The organism is Psychroserpens jangbogonensis, from assembly GCF_000797465.1.
Lineage (GTDB): Bacteria > Bacteroidota > Bacteroidia > Flavobacteriales > Flavobacteriaceae > Psychroserpens > Psychroserpens jangbogonensis.
This window is the reverse complement of the sequence record NZ_JSWG01000006.1, coordinates 90,386-107,004: the sequence shown is the minus strand read 5'-3', so window position 1 is coordinate 107,004 and position 16,619 is coordinate 90,386. Positions and strand designations below refer to the sequence as shown.

At 32.3% G+C, this 16,619-nt stretch carries 15 protein-coding genes; 7 read left to right on the top strand and 8 right to left on the bottom strand.

Going from position 1 to position 16,619, the window contains the following annotated elements; all coding sequences use genetic code 11:
* Nucleotides 1–573, top strand: a complete 573-nt coding sequence (locus RH81_RS03900; protein WP_033958012.1) for a GNAT family N-acetyltransferase — start codon at nt 1–3, stop codon at nt 571–573.
* Here the strand turns inward: RH81_RS03900 and RH81_RS03895 are convergent.
* The 3 genes from RH81_RS03895 to RH81_RS03885 all read right to left on the bottom strand — a co-directional run bounded on the left by RH81_RS03895 (nt 570) and on the right by RH81_RS03885 (nt 3,488).
* Nucleotides 570–890, bottom strand: coding sequence for a YtxH domain-containing protein (locus tag RH81_RS03895; protein WP_033958010.1), 321 nt, complete (start codon nt 888–890; stop codon nt 570–572). The genes RH81_RS03900 and RH81_RS03895 overlap by 4 nt on opposite strands.
* Before the next feature lie 87 nt (nt 891–977).
* The gene (locus RH81_RS03890) at nt 978–2,459 is read right to left on the bottom strand and encodes a serine hydrolase (RefSeq protein WP_033958008.1); all 1,482 of its coding nucleotides are present in this window, start codon (nt 2,457–2,459) and stop codon (nt 978–980) included.
* Nucleotides 2,460–2,537: 78 nt separating this feature from the next.
* Entirely contained in the window at nt 2,538–3,488 is a 951-nt protein-coding gene (locus RH81_RS03885) for an NAD(P)H-dependent flavin oxidoreductase (protein WP_033958006.1), read from the bottom strand.
* A gap of 150 nt (nt 3,489–3,638) precedes the next feature.
* Between RH81_RS03885 and RH81_RS03880 the strand changes: the two genes are divergently transcribed.
* On the top strand, nt 3,639–5,561 hold the full coding sequence (locus RH81_RS03880) for a transglutaminase-like domain-containing protein (protein WP_033958002.1): 1,923 nt from the start codon (nt 3,639–3,641) through the stop codon (nt 5,559–5,561).
* Nucleotides 5,562–5,564: 3 nt separating this feature from the next.
* A complete protein-coding gene (locus RH81_RS03875) occupies nt 5,565–7,742 on the top strand; it encodes a DUF3857 domain-containing protein (RefSeq protein ID WP_033957998.1) in 2,178 nt (725 codons plus the stop codon).
* A gap of 3 nt (nt 7,743–7,745) precedes the next feature.
* Here RH81_RS03875 and RH81_RS03870 read toward each other — a convergent pair whose 3' ends face one another.
* From RH81_RS03870 to RH81_RS03860, 3 genes are read right to left on the bottom strand one after another with little or no spacing between them, the layout of a single operon-like run.
* The gene (locus RH81_RS03870) at nt 7,746–8,363 is read right to left on the bottom strand and encodes a DUF2306 domain-containing protein (protein WP_033957996.1); all 618 of its coding nucleotides are present in this window, start codon (nt 8,361–8,363) and stop codon (nt 7,746–7,748) included.
* A 10-nt stretch (nt 8,364–8,373) separates the two neighbouring features.
* Nucleotides 8,374–10,281 (bottom strand): acetate--CoA ligase, encoded by a 1,908-nt coding sequence (gene acs / locus RH81_RS03865; RefSeq protein ID WP_033957995.1) that lies wholly within the window; start codon nt 10,279–10,281, stop codon nt 8,374–8,376.
* Nucleotides 10,282–10,336: 55 nt separating this feature from the next.
* Complete coding sequence (locus tag RH81_RS03860) at nt 10,337–11,707, bottom strand: alanine/glycine:cation symporter family protein (protein WP_033957991.1); 1,371 nt, start codon at nt 11,705–11,707, stop codon at nt 10,337–10,339.
* A 90-nt stretch (nt 11,708–11,797) separates the two neighbouring features.
* Here RH81_RS03860 and RH81_RS03855 point away from each other — a divergent pair, with 90 nt between their 5' ends.
* Nucleotides 11,798–12,886, top strand: coding sequence for a heparan-alpha-glucosaminide N-acetyltransferase domain-containing protein (locus tag RH81_RS03855; protein ID WP_081988199.1), 1,089 nt, complete (start codon nt 11,798–11,800; stop codon nt 12,884–12,886).
* 4 nt (nt 12,887–12,890) lie between these two features.
* Entirely contained in the window at nt 12,891–13,268 is a 378-nt protein-coding gene (locus tag RH81_RS03850; RefSeq protein WP_033957989.1) for a nuclear transport factor 2 family protein, read from the top strand.
* Here RH81_RS03850 and RH81_RS03845 read toward each other — a convergent pair.
* Nucleotides 13,265–14,218: a phosphoribosylaminoimidazolesuccinocarboxamide synthase gene (locus RH81_RS03845; RefSeq protein ID WP_033957987.1), complete on the bottom strand. Its 954-nt coding sequence runs from the start codon at nt 14,216–14,218 to the stop codon at nt 13,265–13,267. The genes RH81_RS03850 and RH81_RS03845 overlap by 4 nt on opposite strands.
* Before the next feature lie 57 nt (nt 14,219–14,275).
* Entirely contained in the window at nt 14,276–15,229 is a 954-nt protein-coding gene (locus tag RH81_RS03840) for a PhoH family protein (RefSeq protein WP_033957985.1), read from the bottom strand.
* A gap of 210 nt (nt 15,230–15,439) precedes the next feature.
* Between RH81_RS03840 and RH81_RS03835 the strand changes: the two genes are divergently transcribed.
* Both RH81_RS03835 and RH81_RS03830 read left to right on the top strand, forming a co-directional pair.
* Entirely contained in the window at nt 15,440–16,312 is an 873-nt protein-coding gene (locus RH81_RS03835; RefSeq protein ID WP_033957982.1) for an SAM hydrolase/SAM-dependent halogenase family protein, read from the top strand.
* A gap of 3 nt (nt 16,313–16,315) precedes the next feature.
* Nucleotides 16,316–16,612: a putative quinol monooxygenase gene (locus tag RH81_RS03830; protein WP_033957979.1), complete on the top strand. Its 297-nt coding sequence runs from the start codon at nt 16,316–16,318 to the stop codon at nt 16,610–16,612.
* Nucleotides 16,613–16,619: the final 7 nt, after the last annotated feature.

Genomic DNA, 16,619 nt, shown 5'->3' with positions numbered 1-16,619 from the left:
ATGAATATACCAACCTTAGAAAACGAACGAGTGAAATTATCGCTTTTAACTCTGGATAATTACCATCATTTGACAATTATTGTTCAAGAAAACGATTTGATTTATTATTCACCAAGTGATATTTCAACTCCAGAAAAACTACGAAACTATGTAGAAATTGCCGAAGAAGGTTTTCAGAACAATACAGTATTGCCTTTTATTATTTATGATAAAGAAAAACAACAATATGCTGGAAGTACGAGATTTGGTTTAATCAATTGGAAAAACAAACTCTTACATATTGGATGGACATGGATTGGTCATGATTTTCAAGGTACTGGACTAAATAAGCACATGAAGTTTTTAATGCTACACTATGTGTTTGAAACTCTTAAATTCGAAAAAGTAGAGTTTAGAATTGATGAACGTAACCCAAAATCTAGAAAAGCTGCTGAAAAGTTGGGTGCTACACTAGAAGGAATCTTACGAAAAGACACAATCATGAACGACGGATTTAGACGCAGTACATGTTGTTATGGCATTCTAAAAGAAGAATGGCCAAATATTAAAGCTACAGTATTTAAATCCTTTTAACTCGTCTTCTGTAGCGTTTTGTTCTTTTCTTTTAAAATTGCCAATTGTTTTTCTAAAAACGTAATGGCTTGTTCTGTTTTATAACTAGTTTTAGAGGCAATATCTTTTATCTCGTGTTTTAGCGTCTCCTTTCCTGATGCAGCTGTTTTGGATAAATCATCTTTAACTTCTACAAAATCTTTGGACAACTGATCTTTTATATCCTTACCTTCTTTTTTTAGTTTATCTCTGGTATTACTGCCTTTTTCTGGTGCCAATAATACTCCAGCTGCTGCTCCTAATAATACTCCTAATACGATAGCTCCTTTATGAATCATAACTTCTTTTTTCTTTTAATTAAACGTGTTTAATCTATACGTCGTAAAATTTACTGTTTTGTTACAAACAATCTATGAATCAAGTATTTATATGATTTTGTTTATTTCATCAATCGCATTTCTTGCATTATCATTTTTGGGATTAAGTTCTAAAGCTTTTTTATAGTTCTTCAATGATAATTCGTATTGTTCATTTATGTAGTAAGCCTCTCCAAGGCTGTCATAAGGATTTCCTTCGTTTGGAAATTCAGACACCAATAACTTAAAAACCTTGATCGCATCTTCATTTTGTTCATGTCCTAGAAGTTCATACCCAATACTATTAAGCATAGATGAATCTTCAAAATCAAAATCTTCAAGCTTTTCTAATTTCAATTTATTATAAAACTCAATACCTTTATTCGTGTTTTCCATAATTTTTTTGCGAACTGAGAAATACGCATTCTTTTTAGGATAATTTTCTAAATCATTTAAAATTCTATTGGCAATATTATTAATTAACGTTCCAGAGGTGTCTCCATTAGAGTTAAACATTACTGTAAAACCTGCATTGATTTCTGGTGAAACAATGACCCAATTTGTACTTCCATGAGTACCTCCATTATGCATAAATTCACCATCATCATTAAGTTGCCAGAAATAACCATAGAGATCCCCTTCTAATACATCATTAAATAAAGGTTTCTGCATTTCATTAATAACAGGATTATCTGTGTCAAGCAGGTATTTCGTATATTTTATTAAATCAGGAATTGAAGATTTTAAGCCAGCCCCAGCACCTTTCACAGGAAGAGGCATTGGCTGAACAAGTAGACCTTCATCTGTGTAGCTATTAACAAGATTGCTAGACTCTTCAGTCGTTAATTGAAGTTGCGTTTGATTCATGTCGGCTTTGTTCAATATTTGGTCATTCAATAAATTTGAAAATGATTTATTGTATACTTTTTCAAGAATCATTGCTAAAATTTCAGGGCCAACAACTGGCGAATATTCATATCTAGAACCAGGGATTCTATCTAGTTTATATTGCTTTAAATCTTTTTGTAAATCTTCACTATTATAGTTTACAATATTGGTTTTCTCTTCTTGTGTTGCATCGAGTGTAAAAAGTTTAGATAAGACTACTGAAAAATCTCTTCTAATTCCGCTAGTATGTGTTAACAGATCTCTTATTTGAATTGGTCGATCTTCAAATACAAGATTAGGATATGAATCATCTAAGTATGTTCTAATATCATCATCAACCTTAATTTTTCCATCTAGGACGGCTTGAGCTGTTATGATTCCAGTAAATGATTTAGTTACTGAAGCTATTTCAAAAAGCGAATTATCATTTGGCAAATTGTTTTTACCCTTATCAATTTCGCCATAATATCCAATGTGTGTTTCTCCATCTTTATAAATTCCTATAGAAACCGAATTAATTTCTGGGTTTTCAAGAATGAAATTGGCATTATTAACCATTGAATATTCAATGGCACTCAAAGGTTCATTTTGAACTTCTTTAGCTTTTTCTTTACAATTGGAAAAAAGAAGCACGATGATAAGTAAACTGAAATTTCTTTTCATTAATATCTAATTGATGGTTATGATAAAGATAGTCCTTCTAAGAGAATGTTACAGTTTACTGAAAGAAATTAATATTGGCTAGTTCACCAAGTTCGCAACAATATCTTTAACTGGTAAAATTGCTTTAGTGTGCTCTATACTTGGACCAGCAACCCAAACAGTTTTGTATGTTGCTTGTGTAGCAGCTTTTTCTGTAGCTTTCATTCCAATAGAGAAACGAACCATCTTAACCCATTTTTTGAGTTTACGGTTTTTATTCAATAAGTTTTCTAACCATGTAGCTTTAGTACCAATTTTTTGAACATAAGGTGTATTGATCACTGTACAAGGTGTTCCTGAAATACGTTCGGTCATAATAATATCTTCAGCTCCATAATCTACACAAGCTTGTTTGTAATCATTAGTTACTCCAGCTTCAATTGAAGCAATAAAAGGGCTTCCAACAGAGACGCCTTCTGCACCGTAACTTAACATGTCATCAATATCGGCTTTACAGCCAACTCCTCCTGCAGAAATTACTGGAATCGTTAAGTTTTCATTTAGTAGTTTAATCAATTCTTCAGGTGATGAATTACCTCGATGACCTCCTGCTTCATTATTTACTGCGATGGCGGCATCTGCTCCTAAATCTTCTACTTTCTTTGCGAATTTTAAATCGGTTACATCACAAAATACTTTAATTCCAGCAGCACGTGATTGATTTATAGTTTCCTCAGGACTTCCTAGCGATGTAATAATAAAGTCACAGCCTTCTTCACACAACACTTCTAATTGTCCTTTATATTTAAGATTAGATTTATTAACTATTAAATTAAATCCAAAAGAACCTCTATCTACTTTAGCTGCTTTTAATTCTTTGATTGCAGCCCGTAATTCGTCTAAGGTTCTATAGTTTAAAGCAGGAATACAACCTGCAATACCAGCACTCATAGCCTCTTTTACCATTGCTACATTCGAAACCAAAAACATTGGCGCTTGAATAATGGGATATTTAATATTTAAAAGCTCAGTGAGTTTTGTAGAAGTCATGGTAATGAATTTTTGTAAAGATATAAAAAATACTATGCGTGCATAACTTTAAAATTTCAATTAAAAGCATAAGTTTAATAAGAAAAAAGACCTATTTTTAATTTTACTTTATGTCTCGAAATGATATATTAGCATTCTTAACTATTATATATGATTAAATATACTTTAAGTGTTTTCTTATGTTTAACACTAACCTTCTCCTCATTTTCCCAAAAAAGAATTGAACCAGCTACTCAAGATATAACTTTAGCAAATTCGTTAAAAGAACAATATCCTGATGACAATGTCGCTTTAGTTTCTAGTAAAGACGACGTTACTTTTGGTTTAAATAAGCGTGATGGAAAAGTTACAGTTATGCATCATGTTAGTGAAAACATGATCAATATTGATTCCAGAGCTGATATTCAAGTTTATAATTTTTATGATGGTGAATCTACCATTGAAGAATTTGTAATTAGATTTAAGAACAAAAAAGAAGCTAATTTTTATGTGAAGGATGAAGCTTATACTAGTGATGATTTATTTCACAATGACAGTCGAGTACAATACGCCAATATAGATTTCCCATTAAAAGGCTATCGCTACTTAACTTCAATTAAAAAGGAATATAAAGACATAAAATACTTTACTAAACTCTATTTTAATGGTGCATATCCAACAGTTAAAAAAACGATTCGAATTGAAATTCCAGATTGGCTAGATGTTGAGTTAAAGGAAATGAATTTTGAGGGTTATGCTATTGAGAAAAAAGTTAGTCCAAATCATAAAGGTAATGGGAAGATTCACACTTATACCTTAAAAGATGCACCAGGAATGTATAAAGACGAATCTGCTCCTGGACCAACATACATTTATCCTCATGTACTTATTTTACCTAAATCGTATACGTATAATGGAACATCTAATAATATTTTTAAAGAAACACAAGACCTTTATAATTGGTACAAATCTTTAGTGAATAGTTTAGAAAACGATATTGCTCCTATAAAAGACAAGGTTAAGGAACTCACCGAAAATACGACTTCAGACGAAGAGAAGATTAAAAACATATACTATTGGGTTCAAGATAATATTCGCTATATCGCTTTTGAAGATGGTATTGCTGGATTCAAACCTGATGAAGCTGCCAATGTATTTACAAAACGTTATGGTGATTGTAAAGGGATGGCAAATCTTACTAAACAAATGCTTATTGAAGCAGGCTTTGATGCACGTTTGACATGGATTGGTACTAAACGTATTGCTTACGACTACTCTACTCCAAATCTTTCTGTAGATAATCATATGATTTGTACACTTTTTAAGGATGGAAAAACTATTTTCTTAGATGGTACAGAAAAATTTAATGCCTTTGGAGAATATGCAAATCGGATTCAAGGGAAACAAGTTTTAATAGAGAATGGAGATGATTTCATTTTAGAATATGTTCCAACTTCTGAAGCCGATTTTAATAAAGAGCAATTTGAATACAGCTTGAAACTTTCGGAAGATAATATTATAGGAAAAGTTGATAAAATTTATAATGGCGAAAGTAGATCTGGTCTTCTTTATTACTTCAATAGTTTGAAAACTGATAAGAAAGACGAGTTCTTAGAGTATTATCTAAATAAAGGCAATAGCAATATTAAAGTGTCTAATATTGAAACTTCAGACTTACAAAACCGAGAAGGAAAGATTAATATAGCTTACGAAGTTGATATAAAAAATGCGGTTTCATCTTTTGATGACCAAGTTTATATCGATCTTGATTTCGATAAAGAATTATCAACTTTTTTAATGGAAGAGCGCAAAACAGATTACATTTTCAGCTCTAAAAAAGATTTAGAATCTATAACACGCTTAGAAATTCCTCAAGGCTATAATATCTCTCACTTACCAGAAAACATTGCGGTAACAAGTGCTAATTATGATATGAGTGTAAATTTCTCAAAAGAAAACAATATAATTATCTACAAAAAGCAATTCCGTATAAATAACGCAAAAATAGAAATTTCTGATTTTGAAGAATGGAATGGCTTCATCAAAAAACTTGATGCTTTATACAACGAACAAATTATCCTAACAAAAGACTAATTTATGACATCTAAATATTTACTACTATTCATTTTGGTATTATCAACCAGTGCCTTTTCTCAATCTAAAGAAGAATTAGAAGCCAAAGACTTTTTTTGGGGAGCAAATGACAATTATAAAAATGCTAATGATATTCCAGCAGACTTATCAAATGAATCTGCAGTTATCATTTATAAAAATGCCAACTTCGATTTTCACAAATATGGTAAAAATGTAACCTACACTACCTCTGTAAGAAAACGTATTAAATTATTAGACAAAGCTGCGGTTGAAGAATTTTCAGAATTTGCTTTCACCAAACGCTTTAGATCTACAAAAGGTCGTATTTCTTGGAAGAAAAAAGGCGATAATTATGTTGGTGTTAAAGTCATTAAGCCAGATGGAAGTAGTACTGAAATAGATGTAGAAAAAGATGCAGTAGAAGTTGATGGTGAAACAAAATTAGCTATTTCAAATCTTGAAGTTGGTGATATCATTGACTACTATTACTATAGAAATGAACCTTTTAAAAGCACATATGCTTTTGGTTTTGATCCTGTAGAAACAAGTTTAAATGAAGAGTATCCTATTATGGATTTTAAATTGTTTTTTGAAACTGAAAACGATTTCTTTATCAATTTTAAATCATTTAATGGAGCTCCTGAACTGAAAGAAATAACAACTGACAAAAAGAACATGAGACGCTATGAGCTTACTGAAACAAATATTGCTAAGCGAGAATATACACGTTGGTTTTATCCTTTAGTAGAATTACCGTCTTATAAATTTCAAGTATATTTTGCACGTTCTGGAAAATTTGAAGATCGAGCTTTAGCTTTTCTACCTGAAGACGAAACCACTATAAAAAATAGCGTTTCTAAAGACGAAGTATTAGACTTATATGACAATAGATTCAAACCTGATGGTGATGTTGGTGATGTAAAATCATTTTTCAAAGGAAAAACATTCAAAAATTCTAACGAAAAAGTTACAGCAGCATACTATTACATGAGGCATTATTATTTAACGCGTTACTTAGAAGCCTTTTATGCTCGTGAAGCAAGTATTTCTAGTTATCCATTTATGGTCTATGGGAATGATGTTGTCTTCATCCAAAATCAAAAACAGTTTATTAGACATTTTACTGAATTCCTAAAACGACAAAAAATCGATTACAGTATTGTAGTTGGTAAGAAACGTTTTGATGGTAATATTGATGAATTACTTATTGAACGTAACATAAACGTTATGGTAAAGGTCAATACAGCTAATCCTTTATATGCAGAGTTTTTCAGTCCGCATACTAACATCAATGAGTTTTCTCCTCTTATGGAAGGAACAGATGTCTTTTTGTTGTCTTCAGAAAAGAGCAAGCGTAAAATAGATAAAATTGATCGTGGAACTCTACCAACATCTAGTTATGAAGATAACGAAACAAAAAAAGAGATGACACTTAGTTTAAATGAGGATTTCTCAGGATTAACAATGACAGCAGTAAATAGTTTTAAAGGTCACCAAAAAGGAGAACAACAATATGATAGGTTGCTATTTAGTGATTATGTATTTGAAGATTATAAGCATTATGATACTGAATCTTGGATTGAGGTAACTCGTGGAAAGAAAAACAAAATTAAGTTTCAAAAAGAAATGGATGCCTTAATTGAAAAACTAAAAAAGAATCAAAAAGAAAGTTTTGAAGGAAGTGCTAAAGGTGAATATGGTATTGAAGAGGTAGAAGATTACACATATGTGATCAATGAAAATGGTCGTTATTCACATGATTCCTATTTTACTTTTACAGAAAACTTTTCGGCAAAAAATGCATTAATCAAAAAAGCAGGACCAAATTTTATTTTAGAAATTGGAAAGCTTATTGGTGGACAGATAGATTTGGATGAAAATGAACGTAAACGTACAGAAAATGTATATCTACCTCACCCAAGAGTATTCAATTATACCATTACATTAAATATTCCTGAAGGCTATACTGTAGCTGGTTTAGATAAACTAAATAAAAATGTTGATAATACTACTGGAGCATTTATTAGTACAGCTAAAATTGAAGGAGGCCAATTGATTATTACAACATCTAAACGCTATAAAAATTACTACGAACCAAACAGTAATTGGTCAAAAATGATTGCCTTTTTAGATGAAGCCAATCAGTTCACAAATGAAAAAGTATTGTTGAAGAAGTTATAAGAATTATCTGTCCCTTAGAAATTTTTGGTGCTTTACCATAAAGTAAGCTACAAACATATTTGGAATCCAACATAACCAAGCAACTATTCTATATGCAATTATAAAATCATTGAACAAAGAGGTTAACACTGGTAGCCAGATTCTTAAAGTAACAGCGGCAAAACAAGCAGCAAAACTGTAAGTCATAAATTTCTGGTGCTTACTGACACTTGCATTTTTAATTTCTAAAAAAGCTCTTAAAGTGGTATACAACCATATAATTGCTAAACTAGAAAAACCTACTGTAGATATAATACCTCCTGTTGCAAAATAAGCAATATATAAACCTGAAAAGCCACTAAACAATACAGAAATCAAATAGACCTTACCTAAATTACGATGTAAGTTGATATTCTTTTTTCTAATATTTTTACTGAATTGAGTCCAACCAATTAATAGCGCAAGCCCTCCAAGTGAAATATGTGTGTAAAAGCCTATATTCCAAAGTCCGTCATTTAACAAAGAATCATTCTTAGAATTTAGTATCCCAAATTTTGTATCAATTATGAAGTATAACAAAGGGTATAAACCAATTAAAATACATGAGGTTACAAAGATTATTAAACCGAGTTTTTTTGTCATTTCACTAAAACTATAAAGCGTTATCCATAATATCTTGTACAACTTCAGGATTTAAAAGTGTACTTGTATCACCTAAATTACTGGTATCTTTTCCAGCAATTTTTCTCAATATACGACGCATAATTTTACCACTACGTGTTTTTGGTAATCCATGGGTAAATTGAATCTTATCTAACTTTGCTATTGGTCCAATTTGTTCAGTAATGATTTGGTTAATTTCTTTTCTCAAATTGTCTTGATTACGACCTTCGCCAATGTCTTTGAGCGTCACATAACCATATAGTGCATTTCCTTTGATATCATGTGGAAAACCAACAATAGCACTTTCGGCTACAGCAGGATGTTCGTTAATGGCATCCTCAATTGGTGCAGTTCCTAAATTATGTCCTGAAACAATAATCACGTCGTCAACACGTCCTGTAATTCTATAATAACCGACTTCATCTCTCAAAGCTCCATCTCCCGTAAAATACATGTTCTTGAAAGCTGAGAAATAAGTGTCTTTATAGCGTTGATGATTTCCCCAAATGGTTCGTGCGATACTTGGCCATGGAAATTTAATACATAAGCGTCCATCAACCTGATTACCTTTAATTTCTTGACCAGTTTCATCCATTAATGCTGGTTGAATCCCAATAAATGGCAAAGTCGCATATGTTGGTTTTGTTGGTGTTGCGAATGCAATTGGCGTAATCATTATACCTCCTGTTTCAGTTTGCCACCAAGTATCAACAATTGGAGCTTTTTTGTTTCCTACATTATCATCATACCAATGCCAAGCTTCTTCATTAATTGGCTCTCCAACGGTTCCTAAAACTTTAATCGATGATAAATCACGATTTTCTAAATGCTCAATACCTTCTTTTGCCAAAGCTCTTATCGCAGTTGGTGCTGTATAGAACTGATTGACTTTGTGTTTTTCTACGATGTCCCAAAATCGTCCAAAATCCGGATAACTTGGTACTCCTTCAAACATTACAGTTGTTGCGCCATTACATAAGGGACCATAAACAATGTAACTGTGTCCTGTAATCCAACCTATATCAGCTGTACACCAATACACATCTTCTTCTCTGTACTGAAATACATTTTTAAACGTGTAAGCTGTATATACCATATAACCAGCTGTGGTATGCACCATTCCTTTTGGTTTTCCTGTAGAACCTGAAGTGTATAATATAAATAATGGATCTTCCGCATTCATTGTCTCTGCTGGACAATCTGGACTTGCTTCGTCAAGTAATGGTTGTAACCAATGGTCACGACTGTCTTTCATTTGAATATCAGAATTGATACGTTTAGCGACTAATACAGATTCGATGCAATCACAGTCTTCTAAGGCTTCATCCACAATACCTTTTAAGTCTATTGTTTTGGCACCTCTAAAAGACCCATCACTTGTAATCACCATTTTACAATCTGAATCATTTATTCTAGTAGATAAAGCTGTTGAAGAGAATCCTGCAAAAACTACTGAATGGATTGCTCCAATCCTAGCACAAGCCAATACTGAAACAGCCAGTTCAGGAATCATTGGTAAATAAATACAAACACGATCTCCTTTACCAATGCCTTTGTTTTTTAATACATTGGCAAATCGACAAACCTTATCATGTAATTGATTATAAGTAATATGCTGTGCAGCTTCCTCAGGGCTATTTGGCTCAAAAATGATTGCCGTTTTGTTTCCTCTAGTTGCTAAATGCCTATCGATACAATTTTCAGTAATATTAAGCTGAGCACCTTCAAACCATTTAATTTCAGGCTTAGAAAAATCCCAACTCAAGACCTTATCCCATTTTTTTCTCCACATAAAGTGTTCTTCGGCAATTTCTTCCCAAAATATTTCTGGATTTCTTACCGATTTACGATACACTTGATAGTATTCTTCTAAATGCTTTATATGATAATTACTCATAAATAATTTATTTAAGCTTCAATTTAATAATTATTAGAAAAAAATTGCTTTTATTTTAAGAATTAATCCGCTTTCTGTAGGATTTTATTTCTTTTACAACTCTTGGAGCAAGTATAATCGTTGACAACATCGTCGGAATAGCCATTAATGCGAATATGCCATCTATAAAATTAATCATTGTACTAAACGATGTGGTAGCTGCTAGGATAATACTCAAAATATAGAGGTAATTATAGTAATGTTTTTTATCTGCACCAATTAGAAAAGACATACATTTTGTTCCGTAATATGCATAGGAAAACAATGAAGAAATACTAAAGATGAACACACAAATCATAAGCAAATATTGTCCGTATCCTGGCATTGCATTTTGAAAAGCAGAAGCGGTTAAGGTAACACCATTTCCTGAAGTAGTTTCCCAAACACCAGTTACTAAAATTGCTAAGGCTGTAAGCGTACAAACAATTAGTGTATCAATCACTGGGCCCAGCATTGCTACTAAACCTTCTCGAACTGGTTCATCAGTTTTTGCAGCACCATGAGCCATTGGTGCTGTTCCTATACCAGCTTCGTTTGAAAATGCTCCTCGTTTAATTCCCAATAATATGAGAGCACCTAATAGTCCGCCAAATACTGCATCTCCTTTTATGAAGTTGGCTTCAAAAGCATCTGTGAATATTAACATCAAATATTTAGGAACTTCTGTATAGTTAAGTCCTAGAATAATTACCACAAGAATAAAATAGAGAATAACCATCGTTGGGACCAGTTTCGAAGCGATATTGCTGATCCGTTTCAATCCTCCAAGAATTACAACTGAAGTTAGTATCACTAAGACTGCCGCAATCATCAAATCTGATGATAAACTTACGTCTACTCCATTCGGAATTAAAATAATATCATTTATAGCTTGCTTCAATTGATTCACATTTACAACAGGTAAAGCACCTAGCATTCCGAAAATAGAAAACATTATAGCCAGAAATTTCCAGTTTTTCCCTAAACCTTCTCTTATAAAATACATTGGTCCTCCTTGCAAATCACCATTACTGTCTTTTCCTCTATACATAATTGCTAAAGTTGACGTAAAGAATTTGGTACTCATACCAACAATTGCACTAATCCACATCCAAAACATGGCTCCTGGACCACCTACAGAAATGGCAAGCGCTACACCTGCAATATTTCCCATGCCAATAGTAGAAGACAATGCTGTCGTTAAAGCTTTAAAATGACTAATCTCTCCTGGATCATTTGGATCGTCATATTTCCCTCTTAACACTTGAATAGCGTGACCAAAAAATCGAAATGGTAAAAAACGTGAAATAATTATTAGGTAAAGACCTCCTCCAATGAGCAAAACTAATAATGGAATTCCCCAAGCAAGGGAAGAAAATCTTTCAGATAGCGTATTGAGTTGTTCCATGAATAGATTTGATAATACTCCTCTAAGATATTATTTTAGTTTTAGCAATCCTTAAAATTTAAAGTATCTTTATTTTTTAAAACTTTTTTTTTGAATAGCAACCGAATTTTCTTCATTGATGCTGTACGTGCCTTCGCTATTTTGATGATGCTTCAAGGTCATTTTATTGATACCCTTTTAAATCCAATTTATAGAGACAAAGCTAATGTTGTATATCAAGTATGGTCTTACTTTAGAGGTATAACTGCACCTACTTTTTTTACGATATCTGGATTGGTTTTTTTATATCTGCTCTTAAAAGCTAAAGACAAAGGAGATGATTATCCTAGGATTAAAAAAGGATTATATAGAGGTGTATTACTTATTGTTATTGGTTATGCATTACGGATAGATATTTTTGGATGGTTGTATGGTGATTTCAACAATTATATTTTTGTTATTGATGTCCTACAATGCATTGGATTATCTCTTATAATTCTTATTGCATGTTACGTTATTCTTAGAAAATACGTAAGGCTTCTGTCTATTTTACTACTAATTTTGGGTTGCTTGTGCTTTTTAACGGAGCCTTTATATCGTAGCTTAGACTTGAGTCATATTCCAAAGATATTTGCGAATTATATGACCAGAAACAATGGATCTATTTTTACCATTTTACCTTGGTTTGGCTTTACTGCTTTTGGAGGTTTTCTTGCTACAATATTCTTTTCACATGTGCATAAAAATAGATTCAGATTAATTACTGTGATTTCGTTTTTCGTCTTCGGAAGCTTGCTTATTGAGTATTCATCTTGGTTTTTAATGAGAATCCATTATTGGACAGATATAGAACTATTCAAATCTTCAGCATATTACAATTACCTATTTACGCGCTTCGGAAATGTACTCTTGTTATTTGGCGTATTCTACGCTGCCGAACCTTTTTTAAAGGGATCTCTAATTGGTAAAATCGGTCAAAAAACCTTATCTATTTATGTCATTCATTTTATAATCATCTTCGGAAGTTTTACAGGAATAGGCTTAAATTATTTTTTATCAAAATCATTAAATCCAACAGAAGCCATTCTTGGAGCAATACTATTTATGGTCGTTGTGTGTTTTATATCGTTTCATTATATCAAAACAAATGCATTTATTTATAATAGCGTGAGAAAACTAATTAGGGCAATTAAAAATTGAAACTATGAATTTAGAACAGAACAAAAAAAATGCTATTGCTTTTTACGAAATGGCGTATTTAGGCAATCCAAAAAAAGCAATTGATAATTTTGTTGGTAATGAATACATCCAACACAACCCTGATGTTGCTGATGGTTTAAAAGGTTTTATGGTCTATTTTGAACGCATGCAAACCGAGTATCCAAACAAATCTATTGAATTTGTACGATGTATAGCTGAAGGAGAATTAGTAGCATTACATACACATCAAACGTGGCCAGGAAATGACCAATATATAACGATGGACTTTTTTAGATTTGATAACAACGGAAAGATTTGTGAACATTGGGATGCCATTCAGCAAATTCCTAAAAACTCTGCTAATCCAAATACGATGTATTAGTTTTTTAAATACGCTAAAACATTCGCTTCTATCCTACTCTGAATATCTGAAACATCGGCTTTTACAAAAGTTTCTCCCATAATATTCTCGTAGAGTTCAATATAACGGTCGCTAACTGTTTTAATATAGTCATCGCTCATTTCAGGAACTGTTTGCCCTTCGAGACCTTGGAAGTTATTTGCAATTAACCACTGACGTACAAACTCTTTTGACAACTGTTTTTGAGCTTCGTTTTTATCTTGACGATCTTGATAACCCTCAGCATAAAAATAACGAGAGGAATCTGGCGTATGAATTTCATCAATCAATACAATTTTGCCATCTTTCGTCTTTCCGAATTCATACTTTGTATCCACCAAAATTAATCCTCTAGAAGCTGCTATTTCGCTTCCACGTTGAAATAATTTGCGTGTGAAATCTTCTAAAACTATATAATCTTCTTCGGAAACTATTCCACGTTGCAAAATGTCTTCTCTAGAAATATCTTCATCATGGTCTCCCATTTCTGCTTTAGTTGCAGGTGTAATGATTGGTTCAGGAAACTTATCGTTTTCTTTCATGCCTTCAGGCATTTCAACACCACATAACAAACGTCGTCCAGCTTTGTACTCACGAGCTGCATGACCTGATATATATCCACGAATGACCATTTCTACTTTAAAAGTATCACATAAATGTCCGACAGCCACGTTTGGATCTGGAGTTGCTGTTAACCAATTTGGTACCAAATCTTCAGTAGCTTTCATCATACTTGTCGCTATTTGATTTAAAATTTGACCTTTGTATGGAATACCCTTGGGCATTACAACATCAAAAGCAGATAATCTATCGGTAGCAATCATAACAAGCTCGTTATCATTAATATTATAGACTTCTCTTACTTTCCCTTTATAAACACTTTTTTGGTTAGGGAAATTGAAATTGGATTCTATTATGGTTTTGTTTGACATTTTGAATTTTAAATAACACCTCGACAATACTCAGTGCAGTAACATAACTAATTTAGCTTAATCTCTATTTTCAATACTCTTATAGGCTTCAATCACTTTCTTCACTAGTTTGTGACGAATGACATCTTTATCATCTAAATAAATCATCCCAATACCTTCTACATTTTTTAGAACGAGCAACGCTTCTTTTAATCCAGAAATTGATCGTCTTGGTAAATCTACTTGACCAGGATCTCCAGTTAATAAAAACTTCGCGCTTTTTCCCATTCGTGTTAAGAACATCTTCATTTGAGCATGTGTCGTATTTTGACCTTCATCTAAAATAACAAATGCATTATCCAAAGTTCGTCCACGCATAAAAGCCAAAGGTGCAATTTGAATGGTTCCATTTTCGATAAAACTAGCTAATTTTTCTGCAGGAATCATATCGCGAAGCGCATCATACAAAGGTTGCATGTATGGATCCAGTTTTTCTTTTAAATCACCTGGAAGAAATCCTAAATTCTCACCAGCTTCAACAGCAGGACGCGTTAATATAATTCGTTTTACTTCTTTATTTTTCAAAGCTCTAACAGCCAAAGCAACTCCTGTATAGGTTTTACCTGTTCCTGCTGGACCGATTGCAAATACCATATCATTTCTATTCACGCTCTCAACCAATTTTCGTTGGTTTACTGTTTGTGCTTTTATGATTTTACCATTAACGCCATGAATTATAGCTTCTCCGCTATGAGCAGACGTTTTATAATCATCACTACTCTGGCTCGTTAATACACGTTCAATGACATTTTCATCAATTTTATTGTACTTACCAAAATGCTCCATGAGCATATTCATACGACGGTCAAACTCTTCAAGTAAATCTGCATCACCATAGGCTTTTATTTTATTCCCTCTGGCTACAATTTTCAGTTTTGGAAAGTATTCTTTAAGTAATTTGATATTGGCATTTTGAGCTCCGAAAAATTCTTTGGGAGTAATTTCTTCTAGTTCTAAAATAAGTTCGTTCAAAAGCTATTCGATTTATAAATTAATCTGTTTTCTTTTATTAGTTTTGTGATGAGAGAAAATGAAGCTCATTTAATTACACCTCTATCAAAAATAATTAAACTATTTAACTCATTGGGTTTTCCGAAGATTAAAATTTTGATTAGTTTTTAACAGTTTTGTTTAACATTAAAAAGGAGTTAATATCTATTAAATATTTTTTGCAATTCATTTATGGCAATCATCACATTAACAACCGATTTTGGCGAAAAAGACCACTTTGCTGGTGCTATAAAAGGTGCTATTTATAGTGAATTGTCAGAGGTGCGAATTGTTGATATCTCTCATTCGGTTGCACCTTTCAATGTTCCTGAAGCGGCTTATATCATTCAGAATGCATACAGTAGTTTCCCAAAAGGAACTATTCATATGATTGGGATTGATTCTGAACTCAATCCAGAGAACAAACATATTGCAGTACAATTGGATGATCACTACTTTATTTGTGCCAATAATGGTATTATGAGTATGATATGTAGTGATATTGCGCCACAGAAAATTGTGGAAATTAATATTCATGATCGTGTAGCTACTAGTTTTCCTGTACTTGATGTATTTGTTAATGTAGCTTGCCATATCGCTCGAGGTGGAACTTTAGAAGTGATTGGTAAAGTGATTGATACAATTAAACCAATTAAGAATTTGATTCCGTTTGTGAACGACGAAAAAAATCAAATCATTGGTAGTGTGATTTATATTGATAACTATGGAAATGTTGTTACGAATATAAAAAGAGGCTTTTTTGAATCGATTCAGAAAACACGTAATTACGAAATTTCGGCACGTAATTATAAGTTTAAAAAGATATATGATAAATACAGTGATGCTATAAATTTTGACATTCCTGAAGAAAAACGCTACGATGCTGGTAAAGGTTTAGTGGTTTTTAATTCTTCTGGTTATTTAGAAATTGCAGTGTATAAAAGTGATTGTAACACCGTTGGAAGCGCAACTAGTTTAATGGGCTTAAAACTTAGAGATACAGTGACTATAAACATTGTTGCAACTCCTGTAACACCTAAAGGAAAAGAAGTTTTAGAACGATAATATATGTTTGTACGAATTGTAAAAATGGGTTTTGACCCCTTAAAAATTGAAGAGTTTCTTTCTGATTTTGAAGTAGTCAAAGATAAAATAAGAGCTTTTGAAGGCTGCCAATTTTTAGAACTCTATCGTGATAAAGACAATACAAACACCTTTTTTACGTATAGTTATTGGGCCTCTGAAGCTGATTTAGAAAATTATAGACATTCCGAATTGTTTAAAGGAGTTTGGGCAAAGACAAAACCTTTGTTTAATGCTAAACCTGAAGCTTGGAGTGTGGATAAAGTGGTCACTTTAAAATAAATAGCGA

Bases quoted from the DNA above. Each gene is read 5' to 3' on its own strand.
- RH81_RS03900 (WP_033958012.1), top strand. From the start codon at position 1: ATGAATATACCAACCTTAGAAAACGAACGAGTGAAATTATCGCTTTTA.
- RH81_RS03895 (WP_033958010.1), bottom strand. From the start codon at position 890: ATGATTCATAAAGGAGCTATCGTATTAGGAGTATTATTAGGAGCAGCA.
- RH81_RS03890 (WP_033958008.1), bottom strand. From the start codon at position 2,459: ATGAAAAGAAATTTCAGTTTACTTATCATCGTGCTTCTTTTTTCCAAT.
- RH81_RS03885 (WP_033958006.1), bottom strand. From the start codon at position 3,488: ATGACTTCTACAAAACTCACTGAGCTTTTAAATATTAAATATCCCATT.
- RH81_RS03880 (WP_033958002.1), top strand. From the start codon at position 3,639: ATGATTAAATATACTTTAAGTGTTTTCTTATGTTTAACACTAACCTTC.
- RH81_RS03875 (WP_033957998.1), top strand. From the start codon at position 5,565: ATGACATCTAAATATTTACTACTATTCATTTTGGTATTATCAACCAGT.
- RH81_RS03870 (WP_033957996.1), bottom strand. From the start codon at position 8,363: ATGACAAAAAAACTCGGTTTAATAATCTTTGTAACCTCATGTATTTTA.
- acs (WP_033957995.1), bottom strand. From the start codon at position 10,281: ATGAGTAATTATCATATAAAGCATTTAGAAGAATACTATCAAGTGTAT.
- RH81_RS03860 (WP_033957991.1), bottom strand. From the start codon at position 11,707: ATGGAACAACTCAATACGCTATCTGAAAGATTTTCTTCCCTTGCTTGG.
- RH81_RS03850 (WP_033957989.1), top strand. From the start codon at position 12,891: ATGAATTTAGAACAGAACAAAAAAAATGCTATTGCTTTTTACGAAATG.
- RH81_RS03845 (WP_033957987.1), bottom strand. From the start codon at position 14,218: ATGTCAAACAAAACCATAATAGAATCCAATTTCAATTTCCCTAACCAA.
- RH81_RS03835 (WP_033957982.1), top strand. From the start codon at position 15,440: ATGGCAATCATCACATTAACAACCGATTTTGGCGAAAAAGACCACTTT.
- RH81_RS03830 (WP_033957979.1), top strand. From the start codon at position 16,316: ATGTTTGTACGAATTGTAAAAATGGGTTTTGACCCCTTAAAAATTGAA.